Source organism: Pedobacter riviphilus, from assembly GCF_014692875.1.
Classification (GTDB): domain Bacteria; phylum Bacteroidota; class Bacteroidia; order Sphingobacteriales; family Sphingobacteriaceae; genus Pedobacter; species Pedobacter riviphilus.
In genome coordinates, this window is the sequence record NZ_CP061171.1 from 5369677 (window position 1) to 5386767 (window position 17091).

Consider the following 17091-nt stretch of genomic DNA (forward strand, 5'->3'; position numbering starts at 1 on the left):
CTGATTGTTGATTTCTTCTTGGAACTCGATTTTTTTTCTTCTTTAGGGCATTAATATTGTTTACCAACGAATTTTTAACATCGTGCTTATTCTTTTTTCCACTTTTCTTTTGCCGTAAGTTGTATCTCTACTGATTAAAATAACAGCAGATTGTATTTAAAAGTTCTGATCAACCAATTGAGCTTTTTAACAAAGTAAATTGAGCCCTAAAGCAAAACTTTGCCTAGATTATCGACCTACCTTTGATTCATAAAATATAGAAAAAATGAAAAAAGTATGGTTTATAACAGGTAGTTCCCGTGGATTAGGACGTGACCTAACAGCACAGGTATTGGCAAAAGGTGACTTCGTTGCAGCAACAGCAAGAAATACAGCAGCTTTAAAAGATCTTGTAGAAAAATACCCTGATCAGATTTTTCCGATCACTTTAGATGTTACCGATTACGATCAGGTGTATTTGGCAGTAGAATCGGCTGTAGCCCATTTTGGTAAAATAGATGTTTTGGTTAACAATGCTGGTTTTGGTATTGTTGGTGCAGCAGAAGCTTTTACTGAAGAACAGGTGCGCAGTCAGTTGGAAACAAATTTATATGCACCGATTGAAATTACGAGAGCTGTATTGCCATTTATGCGCAAGCAACGTTCGGGCAGAATCCTTCAAATCAGCTCGATAGGCGGGCGGGTAGGGAATGCCGGGGTAAGTATTTACCAGGCTGCAAAGTTTGGGTTGAGCGGCTTTAGTGAATCCCTTGCAAAAGAGGTAGTGGATTTAGGGATTTATGTAACCTGTGTAGAACCTGGTGGTTTTCGTACCGATTGGGCTGGTGCCTCAATGTCGTATGCACCACATGTTGAAGGGTACGAGTCTACTGTAAAAAAACGCTCAGATTTTTTCCAAAGTGGTAACTTTATACCGATGGGTGATCCGCAAAAAGCAGCGAAAGCCATGTTGGCACTAGTAGAGAACCCTGAACCACCGGTACATTTGGTATTTGGAAGTGAAGCCATTGGAATGCTTAAACACGCCGATGCTGCCAGAACTGCCGAAATGGAGAAATGGATGGACATAAGTTTATCAACAGATCATGATGAAGCTGAGAATTTCTTAGCTACTGATTTGGGAAAATCTTTTACAAAGAGATAATTGGTTGTATCGTCATTCCCAACTTGATTGGGAATCTTAATGCATTACCAAGGCTTATTTGCATTAAGATCCCCGTCTGCACGGGGATGACGATGTCTCACTATAAATCCATAAATTTGATTAAGATGTCGAATCAAGAGAAACGTCCCCAGATCCTGTATTCCTGCTATGCCCAAAAAAGCAGCGAGGGCGAACAGTTTATTGCTAACCACTCTGTGGGGTTGGTTATTGCGGGTACTTCTGAGATTTTTATCGGTGGAGAAAAATTTGTTTTTTCTGATGGCGATTTTCGTTTTTTCAGGCGGAATCAATTGGCCCGGTATACCAAATACCCACTAGCAGGAGAAGAGTTTAAGTCGATTAGCATTAACATTGATCAGGATATTCTGCATAGCATCAGCAACGAATATGATTTGCATATGCAAAAGCCCAATCACGATATTAAAGGTCTGGCGTTAGAAACCAATGGCCTTTTGAAGAATTATATCGATTCGATATGGCCATATTTAGATGGAAATAACGAGTTTAATCAGGCTTTGATCGATTTAAAAGTTAAAGAAGCGGTAATGATTTTATTGCAGACCAACCCAATATTAAAAGATGTGCTTTTCGATTTTTCAGAACCTGGAAAAATTGATCTGGAAGCCTATATGAATGCAAATTATAAATTCAACGTAGATATTAACCGTTTTGCTTATTTAACGGGCAGGAGTTTGGCGACTTTTAAAAGGGATTTTGAGAAGATCTTTAACCTTTCGCCCAACCGTTGGCTGCAGAAAAAGCGCTTGAATGATGCCTATTATCTCCTAACCGAAAAAGGCTGGAAATCATCAGATGTATACCTCGAAGTTGGTTTTAAAGACCTGTCACATTTCTCTTTCGCCTTTAAAAAAGCTTATGGCATGGCGCCGTCAAGGGTAGGTGTTTAATTTATGCCGCTTTCAAAATATAAAAGCCCGTATGAGCAGGGCTTTTATATTTTTAATTGTCATTAAACCTTTTTTGGAGGAAGGTCGAAAGCTATTGCTTCATGCTCAAAATGGCCATTATGTGCACCATCGCAAAAAGGCTTGTTTTTTGATAAACCACAACGGCAGATCGAAAGTACTTCTCTACCCTGTAAGCCATAAGCATTTCCATTTCTATCTACAATTTCGAAATCGCCCTCAATTTTAACAGAGCCGTTATTGTTAATGGTAAGTTTTGTTTTAGACATGTATGTGTTAGTTTAGTGCAAAACTAAAGCATTGAAATGGTAATTTCTGAACGGTTTTCTATTTAGAAACATTCTCTTCTTGGTCTAAGCCTCTTTTTTAATGACGTAGGCAATCATATCAGTCCTGATCTCGAAACCCAATTTATGATAAAGTTTAATGGCACCCTCATTATCATTTCTAACGTGTAAAAACGGTATTTCCGAACGGAGCAGTATCCGTTTAATCTGTTCTTGTAAAATCTTAAAGGCATAACCTTTGCCTAAATGATCGGGATGCGTGCAAACGGCACTTACTTCGCGATAAGGGCTGGGATAGAACCGGTGCCCGGCCATAGCAGCCAATTTCCCATCAGCAAATACGCCTGTGTAATTACTGAGTTCTATGGTTTTGGCCAGAAAAGGCCCTGGTTTAGTCAGCTCTACCAAGTCGATCATTTCTGTAACATGTTCCAGATCAAGGTCTGTTATTCCTGTTGCATCTGCGGTTGGTACTTCCTTGCCGCGGAAAATAAATTGAAACATATCGATATGGGTTAGCAACTTCCACTGTGCAGGTATTTCGACAGGCGTTTTTGAGAAAAATACGAAAAGGCTTTCTGCAGGGCTGATCTGATAAAGGGTGTTTAGATTTTCCTGCGAATTATCTTTCAAACCTGCAAATGCGGTAATATCTTCGATATAATATTTTACCTCATCAAGGCCTTTTGCAATATGGCTATGTCCGGATGTTAAGGCATAATAAATTGGATTATCCAATAAGTGTTCCATCTGGCAAAGATATTAAATGCTAAATCAGACGAGGGTAATTTTTATGCAGATTAACCTAATACACTCATCGCCGCGTAACTATTGGTTTAAAAAAGTTTCCACCAGATGCGCCGTAATCTCAATCGTTTTGTTGCTTACATCCGGATTAAGGTTTTCGCCGATCATAGCACCGTGCACACCAGGCAAAATAACCAGTTGTGCATTGGCAATTAATCTCGACATTTTAACCACGTGTTCGGGCTTGATGACATCCTTGTCTGCCACCATTAAAAGTGTATCGGAGGTAATGCCCCTCAGGTCATCATCGCTCAGATCGATAAAATCGAGCATGCGCTGTTTGTCCTTTTCGAACATCGTTTGCAGTGCATTTTGATCTGGATTTACGGCTAAAAAAGCTGCTTTAAGTGGCTCGGGCATATGATCTATAGTTGCATCTCCAAAGCCATTATAAAAACCATCAATTAAGCCTTCGCGTTGATAATTGGCCGAAATGACGATGATTTTATTCACCACCGCCCGATGGTGCGCTGCAATATGCAAGGTTGTTGTTCCTCCGTTGCTGAAACCCAGGAAATTGGCTTTTGTTATTTTTAACTGATTTAATAAAGTGCTTACATCCTTTGCATCCTGCTCAAAAGATTCTGCCTGGTCACGGTCGCTGGTACGTCCATGTGCCTGAAGCTCGACAGCTATGACCCGGCCAGATTTTGCCAAAAGCGGAATAAGTTTCCCGAATGTGGACTGGATGGTTGAGCCGCCACCATGTATCAATACCAGCGGAATTTCTCCCTCGCCGTAAATTTCATAATACATTTTAATGCCATTTACGTTTTCATATCCTGCCTTTTTATATGCTTCCATCAGTTTTGGTTTAAAATTTTTGCTATACAAATCTAAATAAGCTATCGGAGAATAAAGTGTTGATAACAGACAAATTTAGGGTGGTTTGAGCCATTTGAAATATTACTTTTTAAGTTTTTTTACTTTTTTGGTGTAAGCTTCTAAAAATTGATCAATGCCAGTTGCTGCATATCCCAGTAACCTGGAGTTTTCGCCCAGCTCGGAAGAAACTATCGTTGTTTTTTCTCTAATCTGGGTCATGCAATAAGTGTTTATTGCCTGTTGCATGGGTAATGTGATGTATTGTTTGGCACCTGCAATTTTGCCGCTTAAAATAATCAGTTCGGGATTAAATAGTTGGATCAGAACGGCTATTCCTTTGCCCATATAAGTACCAACATTAGAGAGCAGCTGAATGGCATATTGATCACCTTTATTTGCTGCTTGAATAATCAAAGCGGGTTCAATTCTTTTGAGTTCTTCGTTAGAAAGCTTATTAAGCATCGAGTTCTTGCCCGATAAAATGCCTTCTTTTGCCATTTCCGATAGGGCATTCCCTGATGCGATGGTTTCGAGGCAGCCGTGTTTCCCGCAGTAACAGAGCGCGCCATTCTCCACAAAAGGTATATGGCCCAATTCGCCAGAGAAACCACAGGTGCCTTGCCTTAGTTTTCCGTCCATTATAATGCCTAAGCCCACGCCCCAATCCATTAACAATACCAGTACATTCTTTTTACCCTTTGCTATTCCGTGGGTAAATTCTGCCATTGATGAGCCATTCACATCATTTTGGATTACTACAGGCATATTTAGCATTTTTTCAAATGCAGCGCTTAAAGGAATATTTTCGCCATCGCTTAGGAAATAACTATAATTTTCTCCTTTTTCCGCATCAATTAAACCAGGCATGCCAACACTGCAGCCAATAAACTCCTTACTCCTAATACCTGCCGATTTTAAGATATCCTGAAGGTGTGTATGTAGGATATTGAAGAAATCAGTCCTGCTTTTTGATATAGGCACCGAAATAGTTTTAACATCCAATACAAAATTATAGTTGTTATCAATAATGGCTATTTTAGTATGAAATAATTCAATGTCGATACAGAGAATCAGGATCTTTTTATCTTTTAAACGATAAAGATCGGGTTTTCGCCCACCAATAGATAAACCATATCCCTTCTTTTCTATCCAGCCTTCATCAATCAGGCCAAGCAGAAGCTTCAGAATACTCGGCGTACTCATTTCCATGATCTCACATAAAGTAGACACTGACGATGGGCCTAAATTAAAAAGATACTTAATGAGCCTGTGCTTTTGGATTGATTGCTTTTCGCTGTTATGCGGAGTTAGTTTATTTAATAGGTTAAGATTCATATTGTTAATTGCACTATTTCGATAAATATAAATAACTTCTATTAAAAATTTATTAAAGTTTTTTTGATACGTAAAGAAATCAACGATGTTTTGTCTTTATAATAATTTCTTATTAACATTAACCTTATAATTTTAATCTAACCAGATCGATAAAACCTATGCTCCAGCATCCTAATGCTTTTGGAACCAAACTATCATGTAAGTTTTTACAACACCAGTAAACAAATGAAAACTAAAGAAGAACCACAAAATGAACAAAACACCAGACGCGATTTTATCAAAAAATCAGCAATTGGCCTGGCAGCATTTACCATTGTCCCAAGGTATGTATTGGGCGGACAAGGGTATCTTGCCCCGAGCGATAAATTAACTAAGGCTGTAATAGGCGTTGGGGGAATGGGTAGAGGCCATTTTGGCTACGAGGGCACCCAGGTGGTAGCCATATGTGACGTTGATCAGAACCACCTTAAACAAGCTGCGGCAATGTTGGATAAAGGTGTAAAAACATTTAGTGATTATAGAGAACTGATACAATTACCTGAAGTAGATATCGTGCACATTGCTACCCCACCACACTGGCATGGTATAATGGCTGTAGATGCTGCAAATGCAGGAAAAGATATTTGGTGCGAAAAACCAATGACCCATACCATAGGAGAAGGAAAAAGAGTAGTAGAGGCAGTAAAGCAGCATGGTAGAATGTTTAGGTTAAATACCTGGTTTAGGTTTAAAGATACTTTTTATGGAATGGGCACAACTGTAAAACCGATTAAAAAATTGGTAGATAGCGGTATGTTAGGCTGGCCTTTAAAAGTAACCGTAAGTAAACATACTGGCTACGATTGGAAATTTTACTGGGTGGGCAAAGATCATTTAGAGCCCCAGCCTATACCACCAGAATTAGATTACAATGCCTGGTTAGGCCCAGCGCCATATAAACCCTACAATTCACACCGTGTTCACCAAACTTTTAGAGGTTATTGGGATTATGATGGTGGTGGATTAAGTGATATGGGGCAACATTATATCGACCCGATTCAATACTTTTTAGGTAAGGATGATACCAACCCCATTTCTGTAGAGGTTGATGCGCCGCAACAACATACCGATGCGGTAGGCATTTGGCGCAGGATTACCTATACCTACGCCGATGGCTGCCAGATTATTTTAGACGGTGAAGGTAAAGATGCCAATGTACCTTACATAGAAGGGCCTAAAGGTAAATTGTATCCGGGTTTTAAATCTGATATTCCTGATCTGGAGCGTAAATTGGCACAATTCCCTGATCCTGATCCGGAGATCGTAGAATTTTCAGAATCGGTAAGGACGAGGAAGAAATTCGCTTTAAATGAAGAGAACGGACACCGCTCATGCAACATTGTAAATATTGGTTTGGCTGCCCTTAGATTGGGAAGATCGTTAAAATTCGACCCGGTTAAGCAAGAATTCGTAGATGATGAGGCTGCTAACAGATTAATTAATCCCGTAATGCGTGCACCATTTTCTATTTAAAACATCCCAAAATACAACCCATCATGAACAAAAAAATATTATTGGTGCTGTTAACCATGGTAATGCTTTCCAATGCATTACTTACGGTAACAGCCCTGGCTCAAGATAAAAAAGACGAGCGAACCACCGCCACCCGTATTGCCGATTTATTGGCGCAATTGCCAGCCAGAGATGCAGCGCAGTTAGAACGCAACATGAAAGAAGTTGCCGATTTAGGAGAAGATGGATATGTAACCCTAATTAGTGGTTTAACTGCTGCTGAAAAAGGAAACAACGCCCTTATTGAGTATGCAGTAGGTGGCTTTACTGCTTATGCGACCAAAACTGGTCAACAGAACTTAAAGAATATGGCTATTGGTGCTTATTGTAAATCCCTGGCCAAACTATCGGATAAACAGAACAAAGCATTTATCATCAGTCAGTTCGATTTGGTAGGAAATGATGCTGCGGTACCTTGTTTAACAGATTACCTTACTGATGAGCAATTGGCTGACGAGGCATCAAGGGCACTGGCCAAAATTGGTACTGCTTCTGCTACAAATGCATTGGTTAGTGGTTTGAGTAAGACAAATGGCAAAGCAAAAATTGCTATTGTAGAAGCATTGGGGCATACTAATGCCAAAGCTGCAGCAATTGCTATTGCGCCCTTAACTACTGGAACAGACAAAGCATTAACCAAAGCTAGTTTGTATGCCTTAGCCAATATTGGCGATGCATCTGCAAAAGAAATTCTGGTAAAAGCTGCTGAACAAGCCGGTTATAAATACGACCAAACCAATGCGGTTGCAGCTTTATTGGTTTACGCACAGAAAAACATAGCAACAGATAAAGCTGGAGTAGAAACAATAGCGAAAACAATATTAGAAAAAGCAACCGCTGATGACCAGGTAAACGAGCGTACTGCAGCTTTAAAATTGCTTTCGGCAACACAGACCGATCAACAGGCCTTGTTAGCAGCAATGACCGATAAGCATTTCGAATTTCGTGCGGCCGCGGTTAAATTCGCTGCTGATGGCATAAATGAAAGCAACAGTGCAGCCTGGGTAAGCCAGTTAAAAAAGGTTGATGCCCCAACTCAGGTTTCTATTTTAGACATGCTGGGCAATAGCAAAACAAAATCTGCATTGCCAGCCGTACTCAAACTGATTAAAAGCGACGATAAGCAGGTAAAACTGGCTGCAATTAATGCCGCTGTAAAACTTGGACAGGAAGAGGTTATAGACGACCTGTTGAAGTTAATGGGCAAAGGAGATACAGCAGATATTGCGGGTATTTCTAATGGTATTTTAAGAATGAAGGGCGAAAGTGTAGCCACTAAAGTTGGCGCTTATCTTCCAAAAGCTAAACCAGAAGTACAGGTTGCCTTGATTAATATTTTAGCTGCCCGTGCAGCAACCAGCCAAACAGAAGTTATTTATGCCGCGTTAAACAGTAAAAAACCTGAAGTACGAAAAGCAGCGTTCCTTTCCTTACAACATGTTGCCGTAGCAGAAAATAAAGCACAATTATTCGACCTTTTAAATAAAACCACCGATGCCGGCGAACTTACTGCTATACAAGACGCCATTATTGCTTCAGTAAAGGGATCAGCTGATAAAGAAGCACAAACCAATGCTATTCTTCAGCAAATGAGCAGTACCCCGGCTGATAAGAAATTGCTGTTTTATAAGGTGCTGGGCAGTTTAGGTGGCCAGCAATCGTTAAAATCTGTGTCAGAAGCTTATGTTACAGGCGATGACGCCACTAAAAAAGCTGCAATTGAAGCACTTTCCTCATGGTCGGACGCAGGCTCAACAGATGTATTGATCAGTATTGCACGTACCACCACCAATCCAGATTTTTTGAATCAGGCGATTGTGGGTTATTTAACTTTAGTCAGAAATACAAAGTATCCGGCCGAGCAACGTTTACTATTGTTGCGCAATGCGATGGCAGTGGCTAAAACACCGGTTCAACAACAGCAGATCCTTAAAGATACCGAACAGGCCAAATGTTTTAATGCGATTGTATTTGCAGGTCAGTATTTAGATAATGCTACTTTACAACAGGCTGCGGCAAACGCGGTGATGAATATTACCATGGCCGGAACTTACAATGGCGATATTGTAAAAGGCTTGTTGAACAAAACCATTACCGTAATTACCGGAGGCGATGCAGGTTACCAGAAAGAGGGGATGCGTAAATATATTTCTGAAATGAAAGCTGGCGAAGGCTTTGTTCAGGTTTTTAACGGCAAAGATTTATCTGGCTGGAAAGGGCTTGTAGCCGATCCGATCAAAAGATCGAAAATGGATGAAAAAATCTTAGCCGAAGCGCAAACCAAAGCTGATGCCGAAGCAAAGGAAAGCTGGAAAGTGATTAATGGCGAACTACAGTTTCAAGGTCATGGCAATAACCTGGCTACCGTTAAAAAATATGGCGATTTTGAAATGTTGGTAGACTGGAAAATCATCGACGATAAAAAAGGAGAAGGCGATGCCGGTATTTACCTGCGCGGTACACCACAGGTTCAGATCTGGGATCTTGCCCGTACAAAAGTTGGTGCTCAGGTAGGTTCTGGTGGTTTGTACAACAATCAAACGAACGAAAGTAAACCGCTTAAAGTAGCCGATAACAAGTTAGATGAGTGGAATACATTCAGGATCTTAATGAAAGGCGATCGTGTTACCGTTTATTTGAACGGACAATTGGTTACTGATAATGTAATCTTAGAAAATTATTGGGACAGAAGTTTGCCGATCTTCGCAGAAGAGCAGATCGAATTGCAGGCACATGGATCGCCGGTAGCTTACCGTGATATCTACATCAAAGAAATTCCTCGCCCAAAACCTTTTGAGCTAAGTGCGGAAGAAAAAAAAGAAGGTTATAAAGTATTGTTCGATGGAACCAATATGCACAGCTGGACAGGTAATACCACTGATTACGTTATCGAAGACGGGAACATCGCCATCCGGCCAAAACCAGGCAAAGGATCAGGCGGTAACTTGTTTACCAAAGAAGAATTTAGTGATTTTATTTATCGTTTCGAATTTCAGTTAACCCCGGGAGCAAACAATGGTTTAGGAATCAAAGCTCCTTTAGAGGGCGATGCTGCTTATGTTGGTATGGAACTGCAGATATTGGACAACGATGCACCGATTTATAAAGACCTGAAAGCGTACCAGTACCATGGTTCGGTTTATGGCACTATCGCTGCCAAAAGAGGGTTTTTAAAGCCTACGGGAGAGTGGAACTACGAAGAAGTAATTGCCAAAGGATCGAAGATTAAAGTGATCTTAAACGGCACCGTAATTTTAGATGGCGATATCGAACCATTTAAGAAAAATGGAACGCCAGACCATAAGGAACACCCGGGTTTACTACGTGAAAGTGGACATATAGGCTTCTTAGGCCATGGTTCTCCTGTTCAGTTCCGCAGCATCAGGATTAAAGATCTGAGCAAGAAAGAGCCAGCTCAAAAGGAAACGGATACAAAAGCTGCAGGTAAAAAGAAATAAGTTAAATTTAGCATTATAACAAGTTAATGATGATAGAAGATAAGGCAAATTCGAAAACCGAAAATTCGAGAAGAAACTTTATTAAAACCACAGCACTTGCTGCTGCCGGATTTATGATCGTACCCCGCCATGTATTGGGTGGGCCAGGTTTTCTAGCACCAAGCGATCGTTTACAAGTGGCCGGAATAGGTGCAGGTGGAAAAGGAGAAAGCGATATTGCCAGTATTGTTAAGGGAGGTAAAACTGATGTTGCGTTTTTATGCGATGTAGATGATAGAAGGGCTGCAACTTCTTTAAAAAACTTTCCAAAGGCAAAATATTACAAAGACTACCGTGAATTATTAGATAAAGAAGGCAAAAATATTGATGCCGTAACGGTATCTACACCCGATCATACCCACGCACAAATTGCCATGGCAGCCATGCAGTTGGGCAAACATGTGTATGTGCAAAAACCTTTAACGCACGATATTTATGAAGCCAGGATGTTAACCGAAGCTGCGAATCGCCATAAAGTGGTGACGCAGATGGGTAATCAGGGTGCTTCAGGCGATGGGGTAAGAAGACTTCAGGAATGGTATGATGCAGGCAGGATAGGTAAAGTACATACCGTTTACTGCTGGACCAACCGACCGGTATGGCCACAGGGAATTTCGTGGCCAACCGGAAAAGCCGAAATACCAAAAGAACTCGATTGGGATTTGTGGTTAGGTAGCGCTCCATACAAAGAATATGTAAATAAACTGGTTCCCTTTAATTGGAGAGGGTGGTGGGATTACGGCACCGGTGCCATTGGCGATATGGGCTGTCACTTAGTTGAACCTCCTTTTAGGGTGTTAGGCCTGGATACCCCAATCAGCGTAGAATGTAGCGTAGGAAGTGTATATGTTGATGAATTTAAGCGTGCCTATTTACCAGAAAGCTGTCCGCCATCAAGCCATGTAATTTTAACCTTTGCCAAAACAGCAAAAACCAAACATGAGGTTCAGGTGCATTGGATGGACGGAGGCATTAAGCCAGAACGTCCGGAAGAGTTGGGAGCTAATGAAAGTTTCGGCGATAATGGTGTGCTTTTTATCGGCACAAAAGGCAAAATGATCTGTGAAACCTATGGCAAAAATCCAAAGTTATTGCCACTGTCGCGCAATGAATCAGATAGAACGAAAATCACTATTCCGCGTATAGTTAATCAGGAAGAAGGCCATTATACTCAATTTGCAGAAGCCGCTATTGCCGGTTATGGAAAAATAGAACTGAGTTCGCCATTTGAAATTGCCGGGCCACTTACCGAAACTTTATTGATTGCCAATCTGGCTATTAGAGGTACAGATGTGCAGCGCAGAGATGCTGCAGGTAAAATCAGTTACCCAGGCAGAGATATCAAAATGCTTTGGGATAAAGTGAATATGAAGGTGACTAATTTTGACGAAGTAAATCAATTTGTGAAACGCGAATACCGCAAAGGCTGGACATTGGGCGTTTAAGATTTAGTATGTTGACAGAAAATAAGAATTTAAAGGTATTAGTAGTAGGCTGTGGCAATATGGGCGCTTCCCATGCCACAGCTTATCACATTTTACCAGGTTTTGAAATATGCGGATTGGTTTCTACCGGTAAAAGCAAAGAAAAGCTTAACGAAAAATTAGGTGGGCAATATGACTTATATACTGATTTTTACGAGGCACTCGAAATAACCAAACCAGATGCCGTTTGCATTTCTACTTATCCCGATACACACGAAGCTTATGCCATAAAATCTTTCGAAAATGGTTGTCATGTGTTTATCGAAAAGCCATTGGCCGATAGTGTAGAAGGTGCAATAAAGGTGGCAGAAGCAGCTAAAAAAGCGAATAAAAAGTTATTGGTGGGTTATATCCTACGCTATCATCCCTCATGGGAGAAATTTACAGCACTTGCCCAGGAAATGGGAAAGCCATTAGTAATGCGCATGAACCTGAATCAACAGAGTCATGGCCCAAAATGGACGGTGCACCGCAACCTGATGAAAAGTTTAAGTCCCATTGTAGATTGTGCTGTGCATTATATTGATATCATGTGTCAAATGACCCGTTCAAAACCTATACAAGTAAGTGCTATTGGTGCCAGGCTTACTGATGATATCCCTGAATGGAATTACAACTACGGACAGCTGCAGATCCGTTTCGAAGATGGATCCGTAGGTTGGTACGAAGCGGGTTGGGGTCCGATGGTAAGCGATAATGCTTTTTTTATTAAAGATGTTTTTGGTCCGAAAGGATCAGTATCTATCATGGCAAAAAAAGCTGGCGCAGCCGGAAACTCTGATAACATTGATGCGCACACCAAAACCGAATCGATTAAAATACATTATGCCGATTTAGATGCTCATGATGAGTTCAGCAAAGCCGATAAATGGGTAGACCTTACCGATGAGCCCGATCATCAGGAACTGTGCAACCGCGAGCAACGTTATTTCTTAAAAGCCATTACAGAAGATATTGATTTAACCGATGCCACTGAAGATGCTGTAAACAGCTTGAGGATTGCTTTTGCCTGCGATGAATCGGTAAAAACCGGTGAAATTATCCGGTTAACGTAGTCTTTCTCGTCATTTCTGTTTCCCCGATCGTCCTGCTGAACTTGTTTCAGCATCTTGCGCGATAATGATACAAAACTGCTTTCACGTTCTGTTTTGTCTGTATGATAACCTAAGGTGTGAAATATTATAATACAGGTTAAATCGAACTTTTAGGTAGGGCATTTCTCACTTATTTTTAATCTAAATTGCTTTGATTCAGATTTGTTTTTTTTCTATAATTACAAAATGAAATTTAAACTATTAATTCTCTCAATTCTTGTTTCTTCGTCTATTCAGGCACAAACAAATTTGAATCCAGGTTGGGAATATTTTTTTAAAAACAACCGGACAGCGGCACGCGATTTTTTTACCAAGGCAGCGCTAAAACCAGCATTTTCAGATGAAGCAAATGTTGCGCTATCTATGATGACAGAAATGGACCGTCCGAACAAGGAAGGTTTTAACTACTTAAATAAATTAGCCAATACCGCTAAGAATCCGCAACCATACCTTGTTGCACTTTGGAGCGATTTGCCCAATAATGCTTCGAGGATAAAAACGGCAGACCAATTAGAGTTTTATAAAAAACTGGCAGCGAGAAAAGATGTTGATGGCACCATTAATGCCCTGGCCTATGCATCGTTAGGTTCGCATTTCGAAGAGAAAAAGCAATATGCCGAAGCCGATCAGTATTTCAATAAGATTGGCGAAATCGAAAATTGGTTAATCACCGGTGAATATGAAAACATTTCGACCAGCGGTTTCGATAAACAGTACGATGATATTTTAGCTCACCCGGAACTTAATTATGTTTTTACGGGTAAAAAGAACCGAAAATTTAGCTGGAGAACGGTGCCTTACGTACGGCACGATAAATGGTTCGATTTTACTTATTATAACACTTACGAAAATGCATTACAGTTTGCCCAAACATTTGTTAACGCACCAGCAAGTACAACAGCACAATTAAGAATCGGTGTATCCGGATCGGTAAAGGTTTGGGTAAACGATCAGCTTTTAATCAGCGAATCTGAAGAAAGGAACAACGATCTTGATGCATACATCGTACCAATCAAATTAAATCAAGGTTACAACCGCGTTTTGGTACAGATAGGCGAGAGTTATGCGGGCAGATCAAATTTTATGTTGCGGTTAACAGATGCCAACGGAACGCCTTTAAACAACCTTTCTACTACGAGTACCCCGCAGGTATATTCAAAAGAAACAAACCCTGTTCCAGCTCAGCTAAAACCAGTTGGGTTTAAATATTTTGAAGATGCCCTGAAAGCAAAACCACAGAGCTATTTAAATCAGTTAATGATGGCCAAGCTTTATTTACGTTTAGGAAATGTGTTTGATGCGAGATTGATCCTGGAGAAACTTAAAAAGCGATTTCCTGAAAGCACCTATCTCAACCTAATGATGATAGAGCTGTTTGTTAAAGCCGATAACAGAACAGGTATAGAGACCCTGAAAGAAGAAATTAAAACACACGATCCAGAGTGTTCGCTAGCCCTGGAGCTTGTATATACAGAGCATTTTCAACAGAATGATTATGTGCGCGCAAAGGAAGTTCTAGCTAAACTGGAAAAAATTTATGGTGAGGATGAGTCGGTGTTGCTGAAAAAACTAAATATACTCGGACAGGAGAAAAAACAACCTGAAATTATAGCCTTGGTGGAGAAAATTTATCCTCAATATTTAAGTTCAGCAGATATTGTTAATCTAAAATACCTGATTGAAGTGCAGATTAGGAAGAACCCCAAGGCGATTGATATTTTGCAAAAATATATTGATGAGAATAACGATTATAAAGCAGCTAAATATGTAGCAAAACTACATCTGGATAAAGGAGAAACCGATGCCGGTATTGATATTTACAAAAAAGAATTAGCGAACGATCCGATCGGATTTGCGATCTATACTGACCTTGCAGGCATTTACTACCAGTTGCAACAATACGATGAGGCAGAGAAATTATATTTGAAAGTACTCGAGATCGATCCTAACAATGCATTTGTATATTCTCAGTTGGGTACACTGTACAATGCAAATAAACAGAAGGAGAAAAGTGTTAAGGCATACGAAAAGAGTTTACAGATTAACCCTAATAATTACACCGTTATCCAGTTGTTAAGAACACTTCAGGACAAAAAAGCGGTATTCGATTATTTCGACAAACCCGATGTTAAAGCGCTGGTGAGCAAAGCACCGTCTAAAACAGAATACCCAGATGGACAGGTTGTGGTTTTAAATAATGAAGTACAAAAAGTGGTTTATGAAAATGGTGGATCGGAAGAGAAGCACTTTTTTACTGCAAAAATACTAACCCAAAAAGGATTGGAAAGCTTTAAAGAATACGCTATTTCGTACAACAACGATCAGAATTATGCTGTCGAAATAGCTGAGGTAATAAAAGCCAATGGAACAAAAGTTCCTGCAGAAACCAATAACAATGAGTTGGTATTTACCAACCTCGAAATTGGCGATGTGATTAATATCCGCTATAAAATCGAAAACTTCCATGTAGGGGCAATGTCTACCCACTTCTGGGATTCTTTTTATTTTAGCGATGGTCTGGATAATCTTAATATTAAATATTCATTGTTAATCCACCGCGATAAAGCATTCAAATATGTTTTTTCACAACAGGATATTGCTCCGATTAAAACGGCAAAGGATGAATTTGACCTGTATGTATGGGAAAAGAACAAACAGGAAGCCTTAAGGTATGAGGATAAAATGCCTCCAATGGATGATGTAACCAATATGCTTTATTTATCATCTATTCCCGACTGGAAATTTATTGCAGATTGGTATGACAATATTGCATCGGCTAAGGCACGGAGCAGTTATGAAATAAAAACAATAGTAAACGATCTGTTTGCTGATAAAAGTAATTTGGATGATTTAACCAAAATCAAAACGATTTACAATTACATCGTTACCAACATTGCATACAGCTCCGTATCGTTCAGGCAGAGTGGTATTATTCCTCAAAATCCGGCAACAGTTATTAATACAAGAATTGGCGATTGTAAAGATGTATCTACGCTTTTTGTGAGTATGTGCAAGGAAGCTGGAATTACAGCAACACTGGCTTTGGCAAATACCAGAGACCGTGGACAAAATACACTATTGTTACCGAGCATCGAATTTAATCACTGTATTGCCAAATCTACAATAGGGGGGAAAGATTACTGGGTAGAGCTTACCTCCGGAACATTGCCTTTTAATACTTTCAGCAATACTTTTTTGGGATCCAATATCCTTGAAATTAATAAAACGAGTACAGCGCTAACTAAGTTTAACCCTGGCATAAGAGGAAAAAATATGATGGGTTACAAAACCGAGGTTAAGCTGGAAAATGCCGATATGACGATTAAAGAAACCAATTGGAATACCGGATCAATGTCTAGTTACATCAGAAGTGTTTTTAACGATTTGAGCAGTGCAGATCAAATCAAGAAAATGAAGGAGGAGCTAACTGGTGTCTATCCCGAAAACGAAATTTATAACCTTAGTTTCACCAACCTCAACACCTCAAAATCTACTTCAGATACCGTTGGGACAGCCTGTTCATATAAATTGCTTAACGTAAGCAAAAGTGTAGCAGGCATGTCGATATTCTCTATTCCATGGTCAAACAAATCTTATGCAACAGCCTTACAGGTGGTTTCACCAAGAAAATTTGGTATCGATCTTACCCAGTTATTTGGTGTTGACGAGTCTAACCAGGAATTATCATTAGAACTTCCAATCGGAAAAGCGATGGTACAGCCTTTTAAAGCCGTTCAACTAAGTAATGATTTTGTCGATTTTAAAATAGAAAGCGTACAGCAAGGGAATAAACTCGTTTTAAAGCGAAGTTTTGCATTAAAGAAAGATTATGTTCCTTTAGATAAAATCGATCAGTTTAAGGCATTTTATAAAGAAATGGCTGAAGCCGACGATCAGCAACTGGCAATGAAATAAATATTGATTTGCAAAGCCCGCTTAGCTGTTTAAGCGGGCTTTTGATTTTTAGTATCAAAGGCATTTTACCACACGCTAATCTCAGTCTCAGGAGCCCGTTGGCCCCTCGGGTGCTAAGGTGGTGGCTTTTGCCGCTCTCGCGGCTGCATCTGGCCCGGCTCCATGGCTAGAATGATGGCTAAAATCAGTTGCAACATAGCTTATG

At 40.1% G+C, this 17091-nt stretch carries 11 protein-coding genes; 7 read left to right on the forward strand and 4 right to left on the reverse strand.

Annotated features, from left to right (window positions below; genetic code table 11):
• Nucleotides 1-265: 265 nt before the first annotated feature.
• A complete protein-coding gene (locus H9N25_RS22180; protein WP_190327266.1) occupies nucleotides 266-1144 on the forward strand; it encodes an oxidoreductase in 879 nt (292 codons plus the stop codon).
• 125 nt (nucleotides 1145-1269) lie between these two features.
• Nucleotides 1270-2073 carry a helix-turn-helix domain-containing protein gene (locus H9N25_RS22185; protein ID WP_190327267.1) on the forward strand — a complete coding sequence of 268 codons (804 nt, stop codon included), beginning with the start codon at nucleotides 1270-1272 and terminating at the stop codon, nucleotides 2071-2073.
• A gap of 62 nt (nucleotides 2074-2135) precedes the next feature.
• Here H9N25_RS22185 and H9N25_RS22190 read toward each other — a convergent pair whose 3' ends face one another.
• From H9N25_RS22190 to H9N25_RS22205, 4 genes are all read right to left on the reverse strand, one after another.
• Nucleotides 2136-2360 carry a CDGSH iron-sulfur domain-containing protein gene (locus tag H9N25_RS22190; RefSeq protein WP_167296247.1) on the reverse strand — a complete coding sequence of 75 codons (225 nt, stop codon included), beginning with the start codon at nucleotides 2358-2360 and terminating at the stop codon, nucleotides 2136-2138.
• An 84-nt stretch (nucleotides 2361-2444) separates the two neighbouring features.
• Entirely contained in the window at nucleotides 2445-3128 is a 684-nt protein-coding gene (locus H9N25_RS22195) for a GNAT family N-acetyltransferase (protein WP_190327268.1), read from the reverse strand.
• A gap of 78 nt (nucleotides 3129-3206) precedes the next feature.
• Nucleotides 3207-3989, reverse strand: coding sequence for an alpha/beta fold hydrolase (locus H9N25_RS22200; protein WP_190327269.1), 783 nt, complete (start codon nucleotides 3987-3989; stop codon nucleotides 3207-3209).
• Nucleotides 3990-4091: 102 nt separating this feature from the next.
• Nucleotides 4092-5345 carry an ROK family protein gene (locus tag H9N25_RS22205; RefSeq protein WP_190327270.1) on the reverse strand — a complete coding sequence of 418 codons (1254 nt, stop codon included), beginning with the start codon at nucleotides 5343-5345 and terminating at the stop codon, nucleotides 4092-4094.
• Nucleotides 5346-5570: 225 nt separating this feature from the next.
• Between H9N25_RS22205 and H9N25_RS22210 the strand changes: the two genes are divergently transcribed.
• The 5 genes from H9N25_RS22210 (at nucleotide 5571) to H9N25_RS22230 (ending at nucleotide 16886) form a co-directional block, all read left to right on the forward strand.
• A complete protein-coding gene (locus H9N25_RS22210) occupies nucleotides 5571-6857 on the forward strand; it encodes a Gfo/Idh/MocA family oxidoreductase (RefSeq protein WP_190327271.1) in 1287 nt (428 codons plus the stop codon).
• Nucleotides 6858-6880: 23 nt separating this feature from the next.
• On the forward strand, nucleotides 6881-10354 hold the full coding sequence (locus H9N25_RS22215) for a DUF1080 domain-containing protein (protein ID WP_190327272.1): 3474 nt from the start codon (nucleotides 6881-6883) through the stop codon (nucleotides 10352-10354).
• Nucleotides 10355-10380: 26 nt separating this feature from the next.
• Nucleotides 10381-11838 (forward strand): Gfo/Idh/MocA family protein, encoded by a 1458-nt coding sequence (locus H9N25_RS22220; protein ID WP_223833482.1) that lies wholly within the window; start codon nucleotides 10381-10383, stop codon nucleotides 11836-11838.
• Nucleotides 11839-11846: 8 nt separating this feature from the next.
• Nucleotides 11847-12932 (forward strand): Gfo/Idh/MocA family protein, encoded by a 1086-nt coding sequence (locus tag H9N25_RS22225; protein ID WP_190327273.1) that lies wholly within the window; start codon nucleotides 11847-11849, stop codon nucleotides 12930-12932.
• A 225-nt stretch (nucleotides 12933-13157) separates the two neighbouring features.
• Nucleotides 13158-16886, forward strand: coding sequence for a tetratricopeptide repeat protein (locus tag H9N25_RS22230; protein ID WP_190327274.1), 3729 nt, complete (start codon nucleotides 13158-13160; stop codon nucleotides 16884-16886).
• Nucleotides 16887-17091: the final 205 nt, after the last annotated feature.

What these genes read in the sequence shown, in the direction of transcription:
- H9N25_RS22195 (WP_190327268.1), bottom strand. Translation starts at nt 3,128, where the DNA reads ATGGAACACTTATTGGATAATCCAATTTATTATGCCTTAACATCCGGA.
- H9N25_RS22220 (WP_223833482.1), top strand. Translation starts at nt 10,381, where the DNA reads ATGATGATAGAAGATAAGGCAAATTCGAAAACCGAAAATTCGAGAAGA.
- H9N25_RS22180 (WP_190327266.1), top strand. Translation starts at nt 266, where the DNA reads ATGAAAAAAGTATGGTTTATAACAGGTAGTTCCCGTGGATTAGGACGT.
- H9N25_RS22225 (WP_190327273.1), top strand. Translation starts at nt 11,847, where the DNA reads ATGTTGACAGAAAATAAGAATTTAAAGGTATTAGTAGTAGGCTGTGGC.
- H9N25_RS22190 (WP_167296247.1), bottom strand. Translation starts at nt 2,360, where the DNA reads ATGTCTAAAACAAAACTTACCATTAACAATAACGGCTCTGTTAAAATT.
- H9N25_RS22205 (WP_190327270.1), bottom strand. Translation starts at nt 5,345, where the DNA reads ATGAATCTTAACCTATTAAATAAACTAACTCCGCATAACAGCGAAAAG.
- H9N25_RS22230 (WP_190327274.1), top strand. Translation starts at nt 13,158, where the DNA reads ATGAAATTTAAACTATTAATTCTCTCAATTCTTGTTTCTTCGTCTATT.
- H9N25_RS22215 (WP_190327272.1), top strand. Translation starts at nt 6,881, where the DNA reads ATGAACAAAAAAATATTATTGGTGCTGTTAACCATGGTAATGCTTTCC.
- H9N25_RS22185 (WP_190327267.1), top strand. Translation starts at nt 1,270, where the DNA reads ATGTCGAATCAAGAGAAACGTCCCCAGATCCTGTATTCCTGCTATGCC.
- H9N25_RS22200 (WP_190327269.1), bottom strand. Translation starts at nt 3,989, where the DNA reads ATGGAAGCATATAAAAAGGCAGGATATGAAAACGTAAATGGCATTAAA.
- H9N25_RS22210 (WP_190327271.1), top strand. Translation starts at nt 5,571, where the DNA reads ATGAAAACTAAAGAAGAACCACAAAATGAACAAAACACCAGACGCGAT.